Source organism: Heliomicrobium sulfidophilum, assembly GCF_057715735.1.
Genome location: NZ_JBVTZZ010000005.1, coordinates 829,120 through 847,250, shown reverse-complemented (window position 1 = coordinate 847,250; position 18,131 = coordinate 829,120). Strand labels below are relative to the sequence as shown.

The window sequence follows — 18,131 nt, the reverse complement described above, 5'->3', positions numbered from 1 at the left end:
AAACGATGGTTCGTAGACGATCCGATTCTATCATTTTATCGGAGATCAACGGAATCCCTGGAAGTCAGATTTTTCTGCCGATAGAAAAACAAAGGCTGCCGTCTGAACTTCAGAGGCAGCCTTTGTTTCAAATAAAGTTACTTGTTTGGCAGGGTCACTTCAAAAGCCTTGTATCCAGGGAGGTAGTAGATGGAGACGTTCTGACCTTGCGTAATATCATCGAAGTTTTTGCGCGAGCCGTTTTGGAGGACATAGGTGCTCTGCGTAATCAGGTAGCCCACTTTTGTGCCAATATAGATTTCCTTAGTCGAACGGTTGATCCCGTCGACGACGCCGGTCACTTTCTTTGCCACGTAAGCGCGGAAGATCGCATCTTTTTCGTCAAGTGTGGCCTGGATCCGGTCACCGACACTGAGGGTGCTGATGCTGGTGGAGGTGCTGCCGCCTTTGTCGACTTCGAAATCGCTGCTGATTTCATAAGATTTCGTGCTACCGTCATACCGGCGGATTGTCACTTTTTCACGGCTCCGATCCACCTCAGTGATTTCACCTGCGACAGGTATTTGCAGGGTTACCTCGTAGGGGTCGTCACCCCAATAGGAAATCTGAACCCACTGACCCACAGTGAGGTCGGACACTTTCGGTTTCGTGATACCAGGTATGATGAGTTTCAAATCACTGTCGATATCGTAGCTGTCCTCGTCGCCCTCTGTATCTTCCACTTCAATACGGTCACTAGAACGGCTGATTTCTGTCACTTCACCATTGGTGATGGTATGGACCTTGATCTCAGTGACTTCGTCATTTTCTACCTTGATCCTGATGCGGTCATCTTCTTCAACATCCTCCAAATCTTCACTGGAACGGTCGTGAATCTCGATATCTGCATCTTTATCGACGGTGTACACCTTGTCCGTTCCCGTTTCATCACGCAAAGTTAACAGGTAACGGTCTGCGTCATTGCGGATGACGGTCCCTTCCAGGGTGTCGTTCTTTTTGATGTAGGTGATTTTTTCATCCCGATCGAGTTCGAATTCGATAATGTCGTCAATGTTTAGGTCGTTCAGTTCGGGGTTATCTTCGTCTTCGATGTCCAGGACGACAGGATCTTTGATCTCGTAAGATTCCAGCCGATCCTGTTGGTCTTTTACGATCATCAAACGACGACTCGTATCAATGGAGGCGATTTTTCCCCAGATACCCCGTGCCGTTCCGGAGCGCTCGATGACCAGTTTGGCGATTTTGCCGTCTGTTAGGTATACGGACACGGGATCCTGCAAGAAGAGGTCGTCAAAACGGGCTGCGGCGCCACTGGCCAGTTGGACAGAAGCGGAATCGGGGAGTTCATAGGCGTAGAACTGACCATCATCGCCTTTGACGGTGAAGAGACGGCTGTCCTTGTCAATGAGGCTGACGGACCCTTTGACGGTAATGTTGTTTTGAGCTTGGAGGACATTGATCTTCTTGACGACATAACTGCCGTCCACTTCGACACTGACCAGATCGCCTTTTTTCAGGTCTTCCAAGGCGGTGAAACGGCGCCCCTTGTATTCGACGGCAACGCTGGAATCGAGGTAATACGTCGAAAAGCGGCTTGTACTGTCCGAAAGGACGAGGATGTTATTCGTCTGATTCAGTTCAACGATAGTACCTTGGAGGCTCTGTTGAGCTGTACTCTCCAGCAGGGCTTCCGCGATCTTGCCTTCGTTGTTTAAGCGCAGTTGGACTTTACCGCCGGGGCTGAGGCTGCTGGCGGACAACTGCTGGCCTGCCAAGGTCAGCACCTTCACGCCTGAGGCGACAGGATATGTATGGGGTATGCCGGATTCATCTTTGATGGTGACGAGTCCCTGCTCTGGAAGGCTGTTGATGATTTCGCCCCGGATCACATCGGCGGCGAGGCCGCTGTCTTGGCTCACTTCGAGGTAGGCCACTTTATCGCCGCTTTTGATGTAGCGGATCTTCGCTTGCGGGCTCAAATCAGACGCTGTAACCAGCCGGTCCTTGCTGAAGAGGCGGGCGCCCGTATCCAAAGTCAAAGCGGTGAGCAGGTTTCCCTCCCCCAGCACGGATAGGGTCGAGTCCTGGGCGCTGATGAAGGAGGCCTCGTAGATCCCCGGCGGCAGGCGGTCCATCTTGCCTTCCACCCGGTCCAGGAAAATGGCCATTTCGCCCCGGGTGACGACCGTGTTCGGGTCAAAGTAGCCGCCATCCCTGCCGCGGATCAATCCCAAGTCGGTGGCGACGCTGATATGGCCGCGCGCCCAAGGGGGGATCTGGGCGGCGTCGGTGAAGGTAAGGCTGCTGCTCATCCGGCCCTGAGCTTCCAGTTCCTTGCCGAGGAGGCGCACCAACAGCCGGGACACCCAGGCACGGGAGGCGCCTTGGTTCCAAGGGAAGAACTCGTTGGCGTCAAGTAGGCCTTGGTTGACGGCGGTCACCAGGTACCCTTTTCCCCAGGCGGGCACATTTCCGCCGAATTTCTTCTCCATGTCCGGCGACAGTTGGGAAGCTGCGGCGGTTGCCGTCGCCTCCATCCCAAAAAAGCGTTGGACCATGACGAGCGCTTCCAGTTGTTTCACGGGGTCGGAAGGGCCGAAGTTGCCGTCGCCTCTTCCCTTGATAGTGCCCTGGGCGGAAAGTTTCATGATCGGCCGGTACTCGGGCATGACGGTGTTCACATCTCCGAACTGCGTCACAGCAGCCAGTCCGGCAGCCGGTGACAGCACGATGGAGAGGGCCAAGCAAGCACAGGCAAGTCGTTTGCGCAAAAGATACCCTCCTTAAAGCGGTTTTGCTTCATGGTTTTTCGACATAGAAAGAAGAAAATCCTGTGTCCAATGGCAACCGCCTTTCAAAATGCAATATATTGACGAATCAAAGGCGCAAAAAGTTGCATTTTCCCGAATGAAGCATATGGCTGCTCGCTTTCCTGCCATAAAACAGACGACCCGAAGATTGCTCTTTCGGGCCGTCTGTTCGATGGTGATATCGGTGTTGTGATTCAAGCGTTGTTAACAGCGGGCACCTTTTCCGGCGCTTTGCCGAAGAAGCCGAAGCGGTCAGCCATCTTGCCGTACCAGGCAGCCGCCTGAACCTGGAGGATGAAGGCGAGGGTGACGACGAGGGCGGCCTGAGGGCCGAAGGCGGTGATGGCGAGGCCGAGAGCGATGGAGAGGTTGCGCATGACCGTTCCGTAGATCAAGGCGACGCCGTCGGTGCGGTTGAGGAAGAGGCGGGCGATGACGGTGCTCAAGGTGAAGTTGATCAGGTAAAAAATGACCAGGGCGAGCAGGATGCCGCCGAGCAGGTCGGGGCGGGACAGCACCATTTTCGACTTCATGGAGATGGAGGCGAAGATGATGGCCAGCATGGCCCAGAAGCTGACGGCCGGCAGGTAGGGCTTGATCACCTTCTGGAAGTGTTCCTGGCCGTATTTCTTTTTCAGTTGAAGGAATGTTATGTGACCCAATAGGAGGGGCAGGAAGACGACAGTGGCGATGGTGATGAAGGTTTTCATCAGGTCGATGGGCACGTATTTGCCGACCATGATCAGAAGGTAGAAGGGAGCCAGGATGGATCCGGTGATCAGGCTAAGGGCGGTCATCTTGATGGCGGCCGGTACATTGCCTTTGAACATCATCGTCCAGGAGATGGTCATGCCGCTCGTCGGCAACAGGCCGGCGATGGCCAAACCGGCCATCATGGCCGGGTCGCCGGAGAGGAAGGATGTGCCCAGTCCCCAGGCGAGCAGCGGGATGAGCAGAAAGTTGATGACCAGGGAGATGCCGACGACCTTAGCGTGGCTGAAGTCGAAGGCCTCTTTCAGTTTGACGCCGATCATGGTGGGATAGATCATCAAAAAGGTGCAGATGAGAATAAAGTTGCCGAGACTACTGGTGTCAACAAAGAGACCGGCCGTAAACCCGAGCGCCAATGTGATCGGTATGCTGAGCAGCGGGTTCTTAGAAGGCCAGAATAGCGCGGTTTTTCCCATGGGAATCCTCCATCCCCCTATATGGTATTTAGATACTATGATTATAGGCTGATCGTTTTTCGCTCGCATCGTATAGACGATCACTTTATTTTTTGGATCGGCGAAAGGGCAAGGCCAGGTGGACGTGGGTGAGCGCTGAGCTGGTCAGAAAAATCGCCTCGCTCAGGGGAGGTTGGGCATAGAATAAAATATCCAAAAAATACCAACAAACAAAGGAGGAAGGGCGCGACATGATCTTGCGACCGGTATGTTATCGCACCGTATCGCCTCATTGCGGGAAGCCGGCCCAGATGCGTCTTCGCTGTGGAAAAGTGCTTCACGGGCGGATCCAGCGGGTCACTCCTCAGGGCGTCTGGTTTCATTCCAGCAACCCGGGGTTGTTCTACTATCCCTTTTTCGCTATCTCCGTCCTGGCGTTGACGCTTCCCTTTTGGGGAGGCTTTGGAGCCGGGTTCGGCGCCGGTTATGTCCGAGGCTATCGCAGAGGAGCTTGGTAAAGGCAAAAAGAGCCGGAGCGTCTGTCAGGCCCCGGCTCTTTTTGCGTTCATTGGTGGATCATGTCAGCAAATCGTCGTCACTTTGCCGGTGCAACTCCTTTTGCAAGGCAAAGTCGCCCCAGGACTGCATCTCCCCACCGCCGCTCACCTGGGTGATCTGGCCCTCCTCGTCGGGGGGCAGCGCCTGGCGTGCTCCTTCCCGGTCGGTTTGAGCGAACCGCAGAGGATGGTTTGGCGACGGAAAGCCTTCCGTCACATCGCTGTGAGACATGGGCTCAACTCCTTTGCAGGAGTTAGTATGCGCGAAAGGCTGCGCTCATTTGCCTTTTCTTCATTGGCAGTTCTTATTCGTCGTTGAGGAGGCCCTCTTTCAATTGATCCGGCGTCTTGCCCTGCTCGGCGGCGAGATCCTTCAGTTTCTTTTTCGGATCGCTCTCCGGGGGCAAACCGAGGCGGCGGATCACCTCCGGCGCCGGCAAGGACAAGGTTTCGCCGATCTGTTCGATCGTCATCCAGCCCTTGATCTCTTCGGTCGAGGTGACCGTTCCCGTTGGGGGAAGCGACTGCTTGGTGACCCACAGGTTGGTGACCATGGCGCCACCGATGATGGCCCAGAAGAGGCCCAGCACCAGCAGTCCGTATTGGAGCGGCTTGATCCGCATGGTGTATTCCTCCTATGAAAAAGCGGTTGAAAAAGCGGTTGCCCGCAGAAATCGCGATTACCGGGGGACGGCCGGGGGAAGAGCAGGCGCCGGCGGGGTCTTGCCGGCTTCCAGCACGAGAGCGTCCGGTTTCGGACAGGACTCCATGCATTGCAGGCACTTGATGCAGCGCCCGTCGGGGATGGTCCCGCAGTGCTGCACATCGATGCCCACCGGGCAGTTGCGGGTACAGATGCCGCAGTCGATACAGGCGGAGGGTTGCCGTTTCAGCTTGAAGAGGCTCAAGGGACTGACCAGGCTGTAGACGGCGGAGAGGGGGCAGAGGTAGCGGCACCAGAAGCGGTCGATGGGGAGGGAGAGGGCGATGAAGAGCGCCAGAAGGACGATGGACGTCGTCGTTTCAAAATTAAAATGAAAGATCACCTTGAAGGGGTCGTAGGGTTCAAACCAGAGGGTATTGTCGAAAACGGTTTTGTAGAGGATGAGAGCGAGAAAGAGGAAGCGAAGGGCGCGCAACGGCCGGTCGATCGCAGCCGGGACGGTCAGGGTCTTGCCGAAGAGTTTTTTGCCGATCCCGGCCAGCCACTCCTGAATGGCGCCGAGGGGACAGATCCAGCCGCAAAATCCAGCGCCGGCGACAAGGATCAGGACGAGGGCGGCGGCGAGGAGGACCAGGTTGGCCATGTTCGTCTTGGCGAGAAATTTGCCTGTCGTGACGTAGGCGTACAAGGTCTCAATGCCGCCAAAGACACAGAAGGTGTCCAGGGGCGCCGCCCCTTGCGGTCCCCCGCCGACGATCTGGTGGCGCAAGCCGATATAGGATGTGAGACCGACAAAGAAGAGCAGCGAGAGCCAGCGGACCAAGGTCACCCGGCGCGACGGGTGCAGGAGCGATTTACGGGTCATCGAAAAAACCTCCTTTGGGCTGTCTTTGTCTCTTTGTTTATGCAAAAAACGTGCCAACGAAAAAAACCGCCATTGAGGCGGGCAGAATGACTTTTTGTGGTTGCAAGCGAGGTGTAGGTAGCGGAATAGGGGAATTTTTTGCCGCAGGGGGGAGAAAAAAATGCCCCTTCGCGCTATCCGTCATCGGAATGGATGCGGTACTCCTTCAACTTGTTGCGGAGGGTGCGGACGCTGATGCCCAATTGTTGAGCCGTTTTCTGGCGGTTGTCTCCGTTAGCGGCGAGGACACGGAGGATCGTGTCCCGCTCCTGCTGTTTCAGGATACCCTCTTCGGTCGATGAGGGTTCCGCTTCTGCTCGCTCTGTAGACGTTTCCCTTTCCAGGCCCAGGAGTCCCAGATGGCGCGGTTCGATGGGTCGGCCGACGCAGAGGATGAGGGATCGTTCGATGGCGTTGGCCAACTCGCGCACATTTCCCGGCCAAGGGTATTCTTGTAAAAGGACCTCGGCCTCCGCCGTCAACTGTGGGAGGTCGCGCCCGGTTTTACCGGCGAAATGGGTCAGAAAGTGGCGGGCCAGCGGCAAGATGTCGGCGGGACGCTGGCGGAGGGGCGGGATCTCGATGGGGAAGACGGCCAATCGGTAGTACAGATCGGCCCGGAATTGACGCTCGGCGATGGCGGCGGTCAAATCGCGATTGGTCGCCGCGATGATGCGGCAGTCGGCGACAATCGAACGGGTTCCGCCGATCCGCTCAAAACGCTTTTCCTGAAGCACTCGCAGCAGCTTGGCTTGCAGCGACCCGTCCAGTTCTCCGATTTCATCGAGGAACAGCGTTCCGCCGGCGGCCTGTTCAAAGCGGCCGATCTTCAGCGCGCTGGCGCCAGTGAAGGCGCCACGCTCATGGCCGAAGAGTTCGCTCTCGATCAATGCCGCCGGCAGGGCCGCGCAGTTGACGGCCACAAAGGGGCCTGCACGGCGGGCGCTCTGGCGGTGGATGGCGCTGGCAAAGACCTCCTTGCCTACGCCGCTCTCCCCCAGGAGCAGCACCGTCGTGTCTGTTTCGGCGACGAGGCGCGCCTGCTCCAGGGCGGCGCAGGTAGAGGGATCGCTGGCGATCAGATCTTCGCTGGAAAGGGATGTTACTGGCCGAAGGAGGGGTGAAGCGCCGGGGCTCGCCGCCTTTGCTTCGTTTCGCACTGGTGGAGCGGGAGTTTCGATTTGGCTAAGGACTCGGCTGACGACCTCTCTCAGGTGGCCGGGGCTGGGAAGGGGCTTGACCAAAAAATCAGCAGCGCCGAGCTTCATCGCTTCCACCGCCGTGGCGATGGAGCCATGGGCCGTTAGGATGATGACGGGCAGGCGGGGCCACTGCTGGCGGATGTGGCTCAAGAGGTCCATGCCGGAGAGACGGGGCATCTGCAGATCGATGAGCGCCAGGGCATAGGGCGCTTTTTTCTGCTCAGCTTCCCCGATCTTCTCTAATGCCGATTGGCCGTCATCTGCCACTTCCACTTGGTGACCGGCCCGCTCTAAGGCAGCCGAAAGAAAGAGGCGCATCGCCTCTTCATCATCGACGACAAGCAGCTTTGCCGTTTTTATCATCAAGGCTCCCCCTTTTCCGGCAGGTAGATCATGAAACGGGCGCCGCCTCCCGGCGCGTCTTCCGCGTGAATGGCGCCGCCATGACGGCTGACGATATCGCGGCAGAGCGCCAGTCCCAAACCGCTGCCTTTTTCGCGTGTCGTAAAGAAGGGTTCAAAAAGGCGTTCCTTGTCACCAGGGGGCAGGCCGATTCCTTCATCCTCCACCAGGATGGACAGACCTGCCTCGGCCGGGCTGGAAAGGGCGCGCACATGGATATCCCCGCCTAACGGCATGGCCGCCAGGGAATTTTGGAACAGGTTGAGGAAGAGGCGATGCATCTGGTCCCGGTCTGCCCGGATGGTCAGGTCAGGTGGTTCGATCTGGGTCACGATGGCGGCGTCGAGCCCTTTCAGTTCCGGTTCCAGCAGCGCGGCGATTTCCTGAATGAACGGGGCCAGGGGCCACTCCGTCATCGTCGGTTGGGGCAAACGGCTGTAGGCAAGGAGGTCGCCGACAAAGCGTTCCAACCGTTCTGATTCCCTGACGGCTGTTTCACAGTAACGCTTTGTCTGTGCCCCCGCCTCTCGATCTGCTAGAGTTTCTTGGACCAGTTGCAACAGCCCTTTGATCGCGCCCAGGGGATTGCGCACCTCATGGGCCACCCAGGCGGCCACCTGGCCGAGGGAAGCCATCCGGGCCTGTTCGCGGGCTTGCGCCTCCAGGGCGAAGTAGCGGCGCAGTGTTTGCATCAGATAGGCAGTGACGATCAGTGTGCCCAGTAGGACGAGGCTGATCAGAAAAAGCTGCCGTAAGGCGGCGCCGGTCACATCGCCAGCAGCGCTTTCCAGCAGTTGCACCCGCAGCACTTTGAACCGGGGTTGGTAATCGCCCGGCATGCGCGGCCCTTCCCCGTCAAAGCCTCCCAAATGGAGGGGCAGAAAAGCCTCGAAGCGGGGCGGAATCGGCGCAGACCCTTCCAGTTCCGGTGAGGCGGAAACTGCTCCCGTGGGAACGATTGCGGACAGCGCCGGTTGCTCCTTCATGTAGCGAAAGCGCAGGCCTTGTTCCTCCAACACCTGTTGAATAAGGGGCAGTGATGGGGCATCTCCCGCTTTGCCTAACTGCGCCGGATCGCGGTGGGCGATGATGACGCCGCCGCGATCAAAGACAGTCAGTTCGATGAGATGGGGGTCTTCGGGCCAGGCGGCGATGATCGATTGCAATTCCTCCGGGGTGCGGCTCGGGCTCTTGCGCGCCACCGCCTCCAGGGTTTGGGCAATGCTGCTCGCCTTGTTTTGCAGCAGCACCGTTTTGATGTCAAGAGAACGCTGGTAGTTGGAATAAGATGCGGCCAAGAGGATGGCGGCTGTCACCGCCAGAAGGGAGAGGAGCAAGCGCACGGGAAGCGGAAGAGGCGTGGTCATGGCGTGCCTCCTATGGCAACAAGGTGTAAATGATGGTGCATGAGCGGACAAAGAGCGGTTTGTTCTCTTGACAATAGGGGTTACACGGAGGAAGGATAAAATCCTGCTACAATCTGGGAATCACCTTGACATTTAATGAAAGTGAATGCAAACTGGAATCAGTAATCGCTTTTTAATTAAACAAAAGGAGTGCTGCCCATGAAAAGATGGATTCTCCACGGCATCCTCGGCCTCAGCCTTCTCTGTTCACCAACCGTCGCTATGGCCGATGACGCCGGAGCAGCGATGGCAGAAGCGACTTCTCTCGCCGTCGAAACCACCAGCCCGGCCATGGAGGTCTTCAAGAAAGCGACAGAGGCCTCGGCCAACCTGTCGAGCTACCTCCTTTCCGGTGACGTGAAGGCCAGTATGAACATCCCCGATATGCCGGCGCCCTTGACGATGAAGATGAAGATGATGGGGGCTGCTGCGAACGACCCTACCCGGTTTTCCCTGAAGATGACGATGGGGATGCCGGAAATGGTTGGACAACCGGTGCTCCCGGATGCCCCCGGTTCCTTTGACTTCCGGTTATATTTCGATGGGAAGCAGATGTATATGCAACTCCCCTTCCTTGACAGTCCCGCCCCGGACCAATGGGTCAAGCAAGAACTTCTGCTTCCGCCTGGGTATGAGGACCTGCTCACCCAAAGCCAAAACCCGGCAAAAACGCTGGAAATGATGGAAAAGATGGGCCTCATGCCGACCGAGATGGAAGAGCAGTGGCTCGATGGCAAGCGATACTATGTGGTGACCGTCCAGGTCGATAATGCGCGGATGAAGACGTACATGGAGGAAGTGATGGTTCATTCGGCGCCTGATGGGGGGATCGACGCTGCTGAACTTCAGGAAGTGCTGAAGAACATCGACGTGGACTTCCGCTATATCTACTATATCAATGCCGATACATACAGGACGGACAGGACGGATTTCAAAGGCTACGAAAAGATCAACGCTGAGGGAAAGACCCTATCGATCGACTTTGAGGGGACGATCTGGATGCATGATATCAACATGCCGGTGAAGTTCCCCGACGTGTCCAACGCCATTGATATCAAGGAACTGGATAAGCAGGCCGGAAGCGCGGAAAAAGGCGCGAAAACAGCCAAATAAACCGTAACTTGTCTGTAGGAGACATTGCCGAACAGCGGTTAAACAGAGCGGTCAAAAGAAAGAGGCAGGAAGTATACGCTTCCTGCCTTTACCTTTACCGTCCCCGGCGCTTCGCTTTGGCCTTTAACCTAGCTAGTTCCCGTTTGCGTTCCTTGTAGGCTTCCCGCTGCTGCCGGCTTACGAGTTGCCGTTCCTTCTTCCGGGCTTCCAGGCTGGCTTGTAAGGCTTCCTGGGCCTTGGTGGACACGCCCCAAGTCGCCGTTTCTCGGGCGACCTGGCGGGCCAGCCGTTTCGGATTGATGGAGCGCTCCGTCAGCGGTTCCACCTCCACCTCCTGTGCCGTAGCTTGCAAGAAGGCGGTCAGCCGGCGCAGGACGAAGGCTTGCACCTCTCCCTCTTTCGGCTCGGCACCGAAGATATGGCGGAACGCCTTCAGCCGGCAGTTGTCATCGACAGCCTCGATAACGCCGACCCAAAAGGGATCATCGAAGAAAACGGTAAGTTTCATGTTTTCCCCCTCCAATGTGTTTCACCGGGAACGATGGACACCCCGAGGGGGGGAGGTTACTGACGCCCTGAGGCGCATCCGGACTACCAACCGGATTGTGTTTTTACGTTCCCTATCATCAGTATATCATTCCCGGATGCTGACTCTGAACGGCGGAATGGTTCACTTTTTCTTCTTCATCAGCGAGCGGACAAAGAGAAAGAGGGATGTGGACAGGAAAAAGCCGGCGGCGTAGAGACCGAGCGGGACCTCTTGGGGACCGCCCCCTTGGACCATGCGACCCACTATGTAGGATACTGCTGTGCCGAAGGCGATGGCTGCCAGTTTGACGCCAGGCGATTTGAGCAGTTCCTCGTTCGGGTTGTCAGGCCCGTACTTCTTGGTTGTTTCCGGTGCTTGGTTGATTGCTGCAGTTTCTCCTTTTGCGGCGGCTTTGCTGTTCGGTTTGCCTTTGCTCACGAAAATCCTCCCTTGATGGAAGTGATAAATGGTGCGAATCGAATCTGCTGTCTATCGCAGTCTTCCCGTTTCTTATTCCACTTTTCTTTATTCAAATCCTGCATATTCCATGGACATGTTCAAAAGCAGGGTCTATCCTGCTGTAGCGATGCTTGTCTGGGAAGAAGGCGAGGCGGAAGTTTCTTTGGCAGGATAAGGCTGAGCATAGAAGGTTTGTGTCTGTTATAATGAATCATTGGGAATCGTTTTGATAGCGACTTTTTTCGGCGACGCTTCTAATTCGACAAGGCCTGTTTTTTGCGACGGGAGGTGGGTCGTCCATGGAACAACGGTTGTTTCAACTAAAGAGTGAATTTGCGCCGAAAGGCGACCAGCCCCAGGCCATCGCCCGCCTGGTCGAAGGCATTGAAAAAGGGATGAAACACCAGACGCTGCTGGGGGCGACGGGGACGGGTAAGACCTTCACCATGGCCTCGGTCATCGAGAAGATGCAGCGGCCCACGCTGGTGCTGGCCCACAACAAGACCTTGGCCGCTCAACTCTGCGCTGAGTTCAAGGAGTTCTTCCCCGATAACGCCGTCGAGTACTTCGTCAGCTACTACGACTACTACCAGCCGGAGGCCTATGTGCCTCATTCCGATACGTATATCGAAAAGGACGCCTCGATCAACGACGAGATCGACAAGCTGCGCCACGCCGCCACAGCCGCCTTGATCGAGCGGCGCGATGTGATCATCGTGGCTTCCGTCTCCTGCATCTATGGCCTCGGTTCGCCTGAGGAGTACCTTGATCAGATGATCTCCCTGCGCAAGGGTCAGATCTACGACCGGGACGCCATTCTGCGCCGCCTCGTCGACATCCAGTACAGCCGCAACAACATCAACTTTACTCGGGGCACCTTCCGGGTGCGCGGCGACGTTGTCGAGGTCTTTCCCGCCTCCTACTCCGACCGGGCCGTGCGGCTGGAGTTCTTCGGCGACGAGTTGGAGCGGATCAGCGAGATCGACACCCTCACCGGCGAAATCTACGGCGAGCGCTACCATATCTCCATCTTTCCGAATACCCACTATGTGACCAACCGGGACAAACTGGAGTTGTCCATCGCCAACATCGAAACTGAACTGGAGGAACGCCTCGCCTGGTTTAAGGAGCGGGACAAGCTGGTAGAGGCGCAGCGCCTGGCCCAAAGAACCCGCTATGATATCGAGATGCTGCGGGAGATGGGCTTTTGCACCGGCATCGAGAACTACTCGCGCCACCTCACGTTCCGCCCGCCCGGCGAACCCCCCTATACGCTCATGCACTTTTTCCCCAAGGACTTTCTGCTCATGGTCGACGAGTCCCATGTGACTATCCCCCAGGTGGGTGCCATGTACCAGGGGGACCGCTCCCGCAAGACGACCCTTGTCGAACACGGCTTCCGCCTGCCCTCGGCGGCCGACAACCGGCCCCTCAAGTTCCATGAGTTCGAGCAGATGCTTAACCAGGTCGTCTTCGTGTCCGCCACGCCGGCCGATTACGAACTGCAACGGAGCGAACAGGTGGTCGAGCAGATCATCCGACCGACCGGCCTCATCGACCCGGTCATTGACGTGCGGCCCGTTAAGGGGCAGATCGACGACCTCCTCGACGAGATCCGCGAGCGCGTCAAGAAAGACCAGCGCGTCCTGGTGACGACGCTGACGAAGAAGATGGCCGAGGACCTGACCTCCTACCTGCGCAACGTGGGTGTCCGCGTCCGCTGGATGCACTCCGATGTGGATGCCATCGAGCGCATGCAGATCATCCGCGATCTCCGCCTCGGCGAGTTCGATGTCCTCGTCGGCATCAACCTGCTGCGGGAGGGCCTCGACCTGCCTGAGGTGGGGCTGGTGGCCATTCTCGATGCCGACAAGGAGGGCTTTCTCCGGTCCGATCGCTCTCTGATCCAGACGATCGGCCGGGCGGCCCGCAACGTGGAGGGCACAGTGATCATGTACGGCGATAGGATCACCCGGTCGATGCAGAAAGCCATCGATGAGACGAACCGTCGCCGCGCCATCCAGATCGCCCACAACGAGCAGCATGGGATCACGCCCCAGACCGTCAAAAAAGCCGTCCGCAACGTCATCGAGATGACCATCTCCGGCGGCGACCGCAAAGAAGGCTCCAGCGTCGCTGAGCCAGGCGGCGGCGTCCTGGCTCGGGCGGCCGCCTTTCTGAAAAAGCGGACAGGCAAAAAAGGCGCGGAAAGCTCCGTCGATGCCTGGACAACGCAATCGGCAGCGCCTGGCGAGGGCGCTTACAGCACAGGCCATGCGGGAGATGACGGCGAAAGGGTCGTTCGCGAAGGTGGCGATGGCGGCGGCGCAGGAACTTATGAGGTCTCTCCTGAGCGATTAGCCGATCGAGTGGCCGAGAGTCTGCCGCCAGAGGAGGGCTATGAGGCTGCTGCGCCTGAAAGGGTGGCTTCACCGGAGGCGATGGCGCCGGAACAACTGGCCGCGTTGATCGCCGATCTCGAAGGGGAGATGCGTCAGGCGGCCAAGGAACTGGAGTTCGAACGGGCCGCCCTCCTGCGGGATGTGATCATCGAACTGAGGGGCGCTGCGCCGGCGAAGAGCAAGACGGGAGGCGGCGCGGCTCTAGGAGCGGCGAAAGCCGCACGGGGCGGACGCAAGGCCAGCGCCAACGGCGGCAACAGCGCCGCTGGTGCGAAAGGGCGTAGCCGGGGAAAAAGCCAACCGCCGCAGGAGGATCCGGGATTGGCCGTTTTCACCTCTTCAGCCGGGCCTTCCCGCCCGCGGGGGCGGAAAAAGGGATAATCGCTCGGCTATCATAAAAGGAATCCCTAATGGGAACATGGAAAGCCCAGCCGCTGGCCGGGCTTTTTACCTTTTTTCTCATTGCAAAAGGAATCACAATCACCTTGTCGAAATATGTAGATAACTTGATTTGGGAAGGTGGTAATAGATGATTTCACGAGGTGAAGTGGCGAGAAAACAGGCCGAGGTGAACTGGAGCCTGGGCAAGCGGGAAAAGATGCTCCTGACCTGGAAGAAAGAACTGGAGGAGCAAATTGACACACTTCGGGAACGCCGGACGGAACTGCTCAACCAAAGGGACTACCTGGCCATGAAAGCGGAATGCTTCGATAACTGGAACCTGGAGAACTGTCTCATGTTGAAAAATGAATATATCAAACAGTACTACGACCTGGACGCCCAGATCTTCACCATCGAAGCGGAAGTCCTCTTCCATGAAGAAATCTTAGAAAAGGTGACAGCCGAAAGCCGTCGCGCCTGAACAATCGCTGAAAGGTCTTACGCAATTATTGTGTTGTTTTTACTTCCCCCATTGAATGCCACGTTACTGCTGCATCATACCACCTTTTGCCTTGTTCGGCTGAATGCCTTGTCTTTCCCGACAGCATGGCGATGACAGAGAAAAAGATGCCCCATCCCTCCCTGATCAAGGGACGGATGGGGCTTTTTGTGTCAGGCCGTTGACGCGTCACCGTTTGCTTGTGGTGCAGGTTTTGCCCTCATAGCGGTGTACATGACCGTCGTCACAGGTGGTGGTTCCCTCCATGCAGTGGTAGTGGCCGCAGCCGGGTCGGTAGATGGCGGGACCGGTGCACCCACAGTAGTAGTGGACATGGTTGTCATTGAAGGAAGTGACCCCGGCGTATCGGTGGGCGTGGTCCCGCTTGTTGACAGAGGGTTCCGTCTGACCGCTCAGCATGTGCCGGTGGCCTTCACTCAGGCACGACTCGAAGTGGTAATCATGGGTGTGGAAACCGCAGTCCCAATCGTCATAAGGCGGCTTGGGCTTACAGCGCATGCCCGCTCTCCCCTTTTTCACGTTTACTTATACATATTCAGGGAGAAAATGGAAGGTAACGATGAGGGAAAAAAATAGGACCGCCGGGGACATCCCGCGCCAGCCGGGCGGATCCGAAAAGTGTCAGGGAGGGGCAGGGGAGATCCATCGGCAAGGTCGTCCCTTTGTGTTATAATCAGAAACAGTGAAAAAGAGCGGGCCGACGCCCGCTATCGCACTTTTTGACGGAGACTAAGGGGGAAGCCGGAAGTACTATGATGGATCAAATCCGGGTCCGCGGGGCCCGCGCCCATAACCTGAAAAACATTGATGTGGACATCCCACGGGACCGGTTGGTCGTCGTCACTGGCCTCTCCGGCTCGGGGAAGTCCTCTCTTGCCTTTGACACGATCTATGCTGAGGGGCAGCGCCGCTATGTAGAGTCTCTCTCGGCTTATGCCCGCCAGTTTCTCGGCCAGATGGACAAGCCGGATGTGGACTACATCGAAGGGTTGTCGCCGGCCATCTCCATCGACCAGAAGACGACCTCGAAGAACCCCCGTTCCACCGTCGGCACGGTGACAGAGATCTACGACTACCTGCGCCTGCTCTTCGCCCGGGTAGGCCGCCCCCACTGCCCCAAGTGCGGTCGGCCGATCCGCCAGCAGACGGTGGAGCAGATGGTCGACCAGATCCTGGCCCATCCGGAAGGGACGCGGTTACAGATCTTGGCGCCGCTGGTGCGCGGCAAAAAGGGCGAACACGTCAAGGTGATCGAAGATATTCGCAAAAACGGCTATGTGCGCATGCGCGTCAACGGCCAGGTGATGGACGCCACCGAAGAGGTGAAGCTGGAAAAGAACAAGAAGCACACCATCGAGGTGGTCGTCGACCGCATCATCCTCAAGGCCGATATCGCCACGCGCCTGGCCGATTCGCTGGAGACAGCGCTCAACCTCTCCGAGGGGCTGGCTGTCGTCGACTTCATGGGCGAGAAGGAGTTCACCTTCTCCCAGAACTTTGCCTGCGCCGACTGCGGCATCTCCGTCGGCGAGATCGAGCCGCGCATCTTCTCCTTCAACGCCCCTTATGGCGCCTGCCCGAACTGCACCGGCCTGGGCGTGCAGATGGAAGTCGACCCGGATCTGGTCGTGCCCGATCCGTCGAAGAGTATCGACGAAGGGGCGCTCGTTCCCTGGGCGCGCATGAACTCGGCCTACATCCCCCAGATGCTGAAGGCCCTGGCTGATCTGCACGGCTTTTCCACCGAGACGCCTTTCAAGGATCTCCCGCCGGAGATCCAGAAGCTGGTCCTCTACGGCGGGGGCAAGGAGAAGATCCGCGTCCAGTTCACCAACTATGACGGCGAGCGGCGCAGTTTTGAGACGACCTATGAAGGCGTCGTCACCAACCTGGAGCGGCGCTACAAGGAGACTCAATCCGACTGGTCCCGCGAAGAGATCGAAGAGTACATGGGCCAGAAGCCTTGCCCGGCCTGCAAGGGCGCCCGCCTGAAGCCGGAGAGCCTGGCTGTGCTCGTCGGCGGCAAGAACATTCACCAGGTGACGGAGATGTCTGTGGCGGCGGCGCTGCGCTTCTTCACTGATTTGGACTTGAGCGAGCGGGAGATGATCATCGCCCGCCAGATCTTAAAAGAGATTCGCGAACGCCTCGGCTTCCTCGTCAACGTGGGACTGACCTATCTGACGCTGGCCCGCTCGGCCGGCAGCCTCTCCGGCGGCGAAGCCCAGCGCATCCGCCTGGCCACCCAGATTGGCTCAGGCTTGATGGGCGTCCTCTACATCCTGGACGAGCCCTCCATCGGCCTGCACCAGCGCGACAACGAACGCCTGCTGGCTACCTTGCAGCGGCTTCGCGATCTGGGCAACACGCTCATTGTCGTCGAGCATGACGAGGACACTATGTTGGCGGCCGACCACATCATCGACATCGGCCCCGGCGCCGGCGCCCATGGCGGCCAGATCATCGCTGAAGGACCGCTGCCGGTGATCATGGAGGAGCCCCTCTCCCTGACTGGTCAGTACCTGTCGGGCCGCAAGTTCATCCCGGTGCCGGAAAAGCGCCGCGAGCCGAACGGCAAGTGGGTTGAGGTGCTCGGCGCCTGTGAGAACAACCTGAAGGAGATTGATGTCCGCTTCCCCCTCGGCGTTTTCACCTGTGTAACTGGCGTGTCCGGCTCTGGCAAGTCGACTCTCGTCAACGAGATCTTGCACAAGGCTTTGGCTTCGGAACTGAACGGCGCCCGGAGCAAGCCGGGGGCGCACCGGGCGATCCGGGGCTTGGACCACCTAGACAAGGTGATCGACATTGACCAATCGCCCATCGGGCGGACGCCTCGTTCCAACGCGGCCACCTACACGGGCGTCTTCGATGCCATTCGGGACCTCTTCTCCCAGACGTCGGAGTCGAAGATGCGCGGCTACCGCCCGGGTCGATTCTCCTTCAACGTGCGCGGCGGACGCTGCGAGGCTTGCAAGGGCGACGGCATCATCAAGATCGAGATGCACTTTTTGCCCGACGTCTACGTCCCCTGCGAGGTCTGCAAGGGCAAGCGCTACAACCGGGAGACGCTGGAGGTCCGCTACAAGGGCCGCTCCATCGCCGACGTCCTCGACATGACTGTCGACGAGTCCCTCGAGTTTTTCCGGAACATTCCCAAGATCGCCCGCAAGTTGCAGACCCTCCAGGACGTGGGGCTCGGCTATATCCGCCTCGGCCAGCCGGCGACAACCCTCTCCGGCGGCGAGGCCCAACGGGTCAAGCTGGCGACGGAGCTGTCCCGCCGCTCCAACGGCAAGACTTTCTACATCCTCGACGAGCCGACGACGGGCCTCCACATCGCCGACATTGACCGCCTGCTCGGCGTCTTGCAACGCCTCGTCGACGCCGGCGACACGGTGCTCGTCATTGAGCACAACCTAGATGTGATCAAGACGGCCGACTACATCGTCGACTTAGGTCCCGAGGGCGGCGACGGCGGCGGCACGATCGTGGCTGTCGGTACGCCTGAAGAGATCGCCCAGTCGGCGGCCTCCCATACGGGGCGGTTTTTGGAAAAGGTCTTGCAGCGTAAGCCGGGGATGCCCGTTTGCGATCTATAAATCACGCGTTATTGCTC

16 protein-coding genes are annotated in these 18,131 nt (G+C 58.1%); 6 read left to right on the top strand and 10 right to left on the bottom strand.

Annotation, left to right across the window (positions count from 1 at the left end; all coding sequences use genetic code 11):
- Window positions 1-137 precede the first annotated feature (137 nt).
- Both AC0CW1_RS09805 and AC0CW1_RS09800 read right to left on the bottom strand, forming a co-directional pair.
- A complete protein-coding gene (locus AC0CW1_RS09805; protein WP_488182877.1) occupies window positions 138-2,771 on the bottom strand; it encodes an S-layer homology domain-containing protein in 2,634 nt (877 codons plus the stop codon).
- A 233-nt stretch (window positions 2,772-3,004) separates the two neighbouring features.
- On the bottom strand, window positions 3,005-3,997 hold the full coding sequence (locus AC0CW1_RS09800; RefSeq protein WP_488182876.1) for an arsenic resistance protein: 993 nt from the start codon (window positions 3,995-3,997) through the stop codon (window positions 3,005-3,007).
- A 230-nt stretch (window positions 3,998-4,227) separates the two neighbouring features.
- On the opposite strand from AC0CW1_RS09800, the gene AC0CW1_RS09795 reads away from it, so the two are divergent.
- Complete coding sequence (locus AC0CW1_RS09795; protein WP_488182875.1) at window positions 4,228-4,494, top strand: hypothetical protein; 267 nt, start codon at window positions 4,228-4,230, stop codon at window positions 4,492-4,494.
- Window positions 4,495-4,552: 58 nt separating this feature from the next.
- Here AC0CW1_RS09795 and AC0CW1_RS09790 read toward each other — a convergent pair whose 3' ends face one another.
- The 5 genes from AC0CW1_RS09790 to AC0CW1_RS09770 all read right to left on the bottom strand — a co-directional run bounded on the left by AC0CW1_RS09790 (window position 4,553) and on the right by AC0CW1_RS09770 (window position 9,072).
- Window positions 4,553-4,765 carry a hypothetical protein gene (locus AC0CW1_RS09790; protein ID WP_488182874.1) on the bottom strand — a complete coding sequence of 71 codons (213 nt, stop codon included), beginning with the start codon at window positions 4,763-4,765 and terminating at the stop codon, window positions 4,553-4,555.
- 73 nt (window positions 4,766-4,838) lie between these two features.
- A complete protein-coding gene (locus AC0CW1_RS09785; RefSeq protein WP_488182873.1) occupies window positions 4,839-5,156 on the bottom strand; it encodes a hypothetical protein in 318 nt (105 codons plus the stop codon).
- A gap of 57 nt (window positions 5,157-5,213) precedes the next feature.
- Entirely contained in the window at window positions 5,214-6,062 is an 849-nt protein-coding gene (locus tag AC0CW1_RS09780; protein ID WP_488182872.1) for a 4Fe-4S binding protein, read from the bottom strand.
- Between the two features lie 173 nt (window positions 6,063-6,235).
- Window positions 6,236-7,666, bottom strand: a complete 1,431-nt coding sequence (locus AC0CW1_RS09775) for a sigma-54-dependent transcriptional regulator (protein ID WP_488182871.1) — start codon at window positions 7,664-7,666, stop codon at window positions 6,236-6,238.
- The gene (locus AC0CW1_RS09770; RefSeq protein WP_488182870.1) at window positions 7,666-9,072 is read right to left on the bottom strand and encodes a sensor histidine kinase; all 1,407 of its coding nucleotides are present in this window, start codon (window positions 9,070-9,072) and stop codon (window positions 7,666-7,668) included. The genes AC0CW1_RS09775 and AC0CW1_RS09770 overlap by 1 nt, the downstream gene beginning before the upstream one ends.
- 198 nt (window positions 9,073-9,270) lie before the next feature.
- On the opposite strand from AC0CW1_RS09770, the gene AC0CW1_RS09765 reads away from it, so the two are divergent.
- A complete protein-coding gene (locus tag AC0CW1_RS09765) occupies window positions 9,271-10,224 on the top strand; it encodes a DUF6612 family protein (protein ID WP_488182869.1) in 954 nt (317 codons plus the stop codon).
- 94 nt (window positions 10,225-10,318) lie between these two features.
- Here AC0CW1_RS09765 and AC0CW1_RS09760 read toward each other — a convergent pair whose 3' ends face one another.
- Window positions 10,319-10,732: a YjdF family protein gene (locus AC0CW1_RS09760; protein WP_488182868.1), complete on the bottom strand. Its 414-nt coding sequence runs from the start codon at window positions 10,730-10,732 to the stop codon at window positions 10,319-10,321.
- A 162-nt stretch (window positions 10,733-10,894) separates the two neighbouring features.
- Window positions 10,895-11,191, bottom strand: a complete 297-nt coding sequence (locus AC0CW1_RS09755) for a hypothetical protein (protein WP_488182867.1) — start codon at window positions 11,189-11,191, stop codon at window positions 10,895-10,897.
- Window positions 11,192-11,219: 28 nt separating this feature from the next.
- On the opposite strand from AC0CW1_RS09755, the gene AC0CW1_RS09750 reads away from it, so the two are divergent.
- The 3 genes from AC0CW1_RS09750 to AC0CW1_RS09740 all read left to right on the top strand — a co-directional run bounded on the left by AC0CW1_RS09750 (window position 11,220) and on the right by AC0CW1_RS09740 (window position 14,476).
- Window positions 11,220-11,387: a hypothetical protein gene (locus tag AC0CW1_RS09750; protein ID WP_488182866.1), complete on the top strand. Its 168-nt coding sequence runs from the start codon at window positions 11,220-11,222 to the stop codon at window positions 11,385-11,387.
- A gap of 124 nt (window positions 11,388-11,511) precedes the next feature.
- Complete coding sequence (gene uvrB / locus AC0CW1_RS09745; RefSeq protein WP_488182865.1) at window positions 11,512-13,995, top strand: excinuclease ABC subunit UvrB; 2,484 nt, start codon at window positions 11,512-11,514, stop codon at window positions 13,993-13,995.
- A 148-nt stretch (window positions 13,996-14,143) separates the two neighbouring features.
- Entirely contained in the window at window positions 14,144-14,476 is a 333-nt protein-coding gene (locus tag AC0CW1_RS09740) for a hypothetical protein (RefSeq protein WP_488182864.1), read from the top strand.
- Window positions 14,477-14,683: 207 nt separating this feature from the next.
- Here the strand turns inward: AC0CW1_RS09740 and AC0CW1_RS09735 are convergent, their stop codons facing one another.
- The gene (locus tag AC0CW1_RS09735; protein ID WP_488182863.1) at window positions 14,684-15,013 is read right to left on the bottom strand and encodes a YmaF family protein; all 330 of its coding nucleotides are present in this window, start codon (window positions 15,011-15,013) and stop codon (window positions 14,684-14,686) included.
- 254 nt (window positions 15,014-15,267) lie between these two features.
- Between AC0CW1_RS09735 and uvrA the strand changes: the two genes are divergently transcribed.
- Window positions 15,268-18,114, top strand: coding sequence for an excinuclease ABC subunit UvrA (gene uvrA / locus AC0CW1_RS09730; RefSeq protein ID WP_488182862.1), 2,847 nt, complete (start codon window positions 15,268-15,270; stop codon window positions 18,112-18,114).
- Window positions 18,115-18,131 lie beyond the last annotated feature (17 nt).

Coding starts and splice junctions, on each gene's coding strand:
- AC0CW1_RS09795 (WP_488182875.1), top strand. CDS start 4,228: ATGATCTTGCGACCGGTATGTTATCGCACCGTATCGCCTCATTGCGGG.
- uvrA (WP_488182862.1), top strand. CDS start 15,268: ATGATGGATCAAATCCGGGTCCGCGGGGCCCGCGCCCATAACCTGAAA.
- AC0CW1_RS09740 (WP_488182864.1), top strand. CDS start 14,144: ATGATTTCACGAGGTGAAGTGGCGAGAAAACAGGCCGAGGTGAACTGG.
- AC0CW1_RS09750 (WP_488182866.1), top strand. CDS start 11,220: ATGGTGCGAATCGAATCTGCTGTCTATCGCAGTCTTCCCGTTTCTTAT.
- AC0CW1_RS09785 (WP_488182873.1), bottom strand. CDS start 5,156: ATGCGGATCAAGCCGCTCCAATACGGACTGCTGGTGCTGGGCCTCTTC.
- AC0CW1_RS09760 (WP_488182868.1), bottom strand. CDS start 10,732: ATGAAACTTACCGTTTTCTTCGATGATCCCTTTTGGGTCGGCGTTATC.
- AC0CW1_RS09800 (WP_488182876.1), bottom strand. CDS start 3,997: ATGGGAAAAACCGCGCTATTCTGGCCTTCTAAGAACCCGCTGCTCAGC.
- AC0CW1_RS09765 (WP_488182869.1), top strand. CDS start 9,271: ATGAAAAGATGGATTCTCCACGGCATCCTCGGCCTCAGCCTTCTCTGT.
- AC0CW1_RS09790 (WP_488182874.1), bottom strand. CDS start 4,765: ATGTCTCACAGCGATGTGACGGAAGGCTTTCCGTCGCCAAACCATCCT.
- AC0CW1_RS09775 (WP_488182871.1), bottom strand. CDS start 7,666: ATGATAAAAACGGCAAAGCTGCTTGTCGTCGATGATGAAGAGGCGATG.
- AC0CW1_RS09735 (WP_488182863.1), bottom strand. CDS start 15,013: ATGCGCTGTAAGCCCAAGCCGCCTTATGACGATTGGGACTGCGGTTTC.
- AC0CW1_RS09780 (WP_488182872.1), bottom strand. CDS start 6,062: ATGACCCGTAAATCGCTCCTGCACCCGTCGCGCCGGGTGACCTTGGTC.
- AC0CW1_RS09770 (WP_488182870.1), bottom strand. CDS start 9,072: ATGACCACGCCTCTTCCGCTTCCCGTGCGCTTGCTCCTCTCCCTTCTG.
- uvrB (WP_488182865.1), top strand. CDS start 11,512: ATGGAACAACGGTTGTTTCAACTAAAGAGTGAATTTGCGCCGAAAGGC.